The organism is Streptomyces sp. MB09-02B (assembly GCF_033794485.1).
Lineage (GTDB): Bacteria > Actinomycetota > Actinomycetes > Streptomycetales > Streptomycetaceae > Streptomyces.
The window spans coordinates 1-2,953 of record NZ_JARGEE010000687.1 but is presented as its reverse complement, the minus strand read 5'-3'; the positions used below and the strand labels follow the sequence as shown (position 1 = coordinate 2,953).

Sequence of the window (2,953 nt, the reverse complement as noted above, 5' to 3'; positions counted from 1 at the left end):
GTTGTGCGGTGAAAGCTCCACTGCCTGCGGCGAACAGGCCGGTGCCGGCGAATCCACGCGGGCACCGGCTGTCACGGCACCGAGGAAAGCGGTGCCGGTGAACCGCCGATACAGCAATGCTTCGTCGGTGCCGACGGGGGTGAGTCGTTCGATGGTGTGTCGGCCGTCGGGAAACGCCGTGGCCAGTGCGGTCAGCAGCATGACAAGGACGTCGCGGTCGCTGGCTTCGTCGCCGAAGCCTGCGCAGCGGTTGTGGTCGTGGAAGTCCTCGGCCAGTGAGCTATTCCCAGTAACCGTCGGATACCGTCGGTGATCGCGAGGCGCGTCGCGCAGTCCGCGGTATCCCCAAGTCCGGGCAGGCGTAAGGCCCCGGTTGGGCCGTCCGCAGCCGAGCCCGAGCAGGCCGCCCGCGACACCGCGAGCGGCCCACTGCTTCGGGGCATACGCACTGACTACGCGTCAGCTCTCCTCGCTCGCACGGCGCCTGCGCGCGAAGTAGACCGCGGCGGTACCGACCGCCACGACCGCGAGACCGGCACCCGCCAGGACGGGAGCGCTGCTCGACGCGCCGGTCTCGGCCAGATCTCCGTTCGCGGTCGGATCATTCGCCCCCGTGTCCGTGGCAGACCCGGGCGTGGCAGACCCGGGCGTGGCGGACCCGCTGGGGGTCGGGGACGCGTCCACACCGGGTGCGTCGTTCTTGGCGACTACCGCCGCGAAGGCGCCTGCGATCACCTTGTGGCCTTCGGCGTTGGGGTGGGGGTCCTTCTTCGTGCACGCCCATGTCAGCTTGCAGATCTTGGCGACGTTCGTCGGCACCTCACCCGCGCCGGGCACGTTCACCTGAGTGGTGAAGTCGTCCGAGGAGAAGGCCCCGGCCACGTCCGCCACCTTGAAGCCGGTTGACTTGTACACCTGGGTGATCCCCGTGTTGGCGGCCTTGACCAGGGGTGCCGACTCCTTGGCGGCCTGCTGCCCTGCGGCGCCCTGCAGCCAAGCCCCCAGGAACGGGTTGTAGTAAGTAGAGCCCACGAACTGGGTGCCGTTCGTGCCGGCCTTGCGGAGTGCACCCGCGATCTGGGCGAGGTTCTTCGCCATGGTCTGACTCGTGCTGTTCAGGCACACCACGTCGAGGGCGCCGGCCGGGCTGACGCAATTGCGGAGGATGTCGTTCGCGCCCACGCTGAGGGTCACGTAGGCAACCTTGCCGCGGTGCTGGGCCATGGCCTGCAGGGCAGCGTCCAGTTGGGACTTGGCGTTCGGGTAGTCGCACTTTCCGCCGTTGATCAGAGACTCGGTGGTCTCAGCGGTGCAGCCGAGGCGTATGTGCTTCAGTCCGGGAGTGCGCTGCTTGAGCTGCGCGTACAACTGGTCGGTGTAGGCGACGTCGGTGTCCTTGTCGACGTCCGGCTGATAGCCGGTGGTCAGGGAGTCACCGACCGAGATGTAGTACGTGGTGTCCTGGCCGTTGCTCGCCTCGTCGGCGGCGGCCAGTCCGGGCGTGCTCAGCACGATCGTCATAGCAGAGACGGCCAGCCGGGGGCCGAATAGCTGAAGGTATTTCATCACGTACGGGCGCTTTCCAGTTGTTGGGGTGCTGGGGGATGCCGAAAGGCATGGCATGAAGCGTGACTGGAAGCAGCGAAGCTCAGCCGCTACGGTTTTCGGGCATCCAGGTAAGGCCTTCTTGTGAAGACATAGGGAGGATTTCTGCCTCCGCAAGCTGCGGACCTGCCTGACTTCGCTCCGGAGGTAGAGGCTTCAACTTAGCAAGGTTGACAACGACTTGGACATGGAGGGCCGATAAAGGAATGATCACAACAGCACGTGCAACCATCAGAAAGGCACGACCGGCCAGAAATGGGTGACCGGACTCGTTGGTAGCCATTCGCTGAGTGATCGACTGGGTGGCGCATATTCCTCGCGGGCAGGCCGCCAACTGCACACGAGCTAAACCGCTTCGGGATCGGTTCTACTGTGGATCAGGGGTGCTTGGGGTGCCGTTGTCACAGTTCTTCCAGCCTTGCGCGCGCCGCATCATCTCGCCTCGTCGGCGGGGTCGCATGTGCCGGCCGAGGTACTGGAGGTGGCGCGGGCAGGCTCAGAGACGTAGATACAAACGCGGAAACAGCTTCCAGATCAGTGGCAGCGAGGTAGACGAGACCACCCTTGCTCAAGCCTCGAAAACGCGAGCCGGTCCTGCACAAGAGGGCCCAAGCCCGTCCCTTTCGGGTAGTGAAACGACTGCGCTCCGCTCGCGAAGTGTATTCGATCTCGATGTCCAGATCGCGCTGCTCGGCACATGACCACCAGGCACTCCAGTGTGGGTCGTCGTGGAACATTCGACTACAGTGCTGGCTGCATTGAAATAAGCCGCAGGAATGTCGTTCTCGCTGTGCAGAGCGAGGCAGAGCCAGGGGATATTCCTCCCCGCTGTGATGGCCGTCGGCTCTTCGGGCTCGTCCCTGAAGAAACCAGGGAGTGGGCCCAGCCATGGTTCTCCGGTGGTGATCTCATAGGCTGTGGATACAGTCTCAGCAAGGCCGCCTGACTCGCTAAAGTCCCGGGCGTGGCCAGCCACTCGGTCAGGATAAATTAGCCTCCCTGCCACCGGCGGGTGGGGCCGTCGGGCACCGTCACGGTGTTCGCGTCACGGGTCACGACAACGTCGGTTACCACGGGTACTCCTTGACGATCAGGGTTCGGCTCGCTCACTCTGACCGAATTGCTTGCTAATGGGAAGTGCATACCTTCAGGTGAGGTGAGCACGTGCAGGAAAGTAAGCAGGGCGACGTCCGTAATCCCGCCTGCCCTGGCAGGCAGCTGTTCGACCTGGTCACCGCCCGGTGGGCCGCCTGAGGTTCCCCCGAGATGCGGAGGGTGCTGACAGAGGGTCAGATGGTTCTCATGAGAGGAACATCGACCATGGCTGCCCCCAGGAAGTACTCGTTGG

2 protein-coding genes are annotated in these 2,953 nt (G+C 64.3%); both read right to left on the bottom strand.

From position 1 onward, the window contains the following. On the bottom strand, window positions 1–201 hold a 201-nt coding region (locus P1P70_RS42840), incomplete at its 3' end, for a hypothetical protein (protein WP_319247646.1). Window positions 202–459: 258 nt separating this feature from the next. Then, window positions 460–1,521, bottom strand: a complete 1,062-nt coding sequence (locus P1P70_RS42835) for an SGNH/GDSL hydrolase family protein (protein ID WP_319247645.1) — start codon at window positions 1,519–1,521, stop codon at window positions 460–462. Window positions 1,522–2,953: the final 1,432 nt, after the last annotated feature.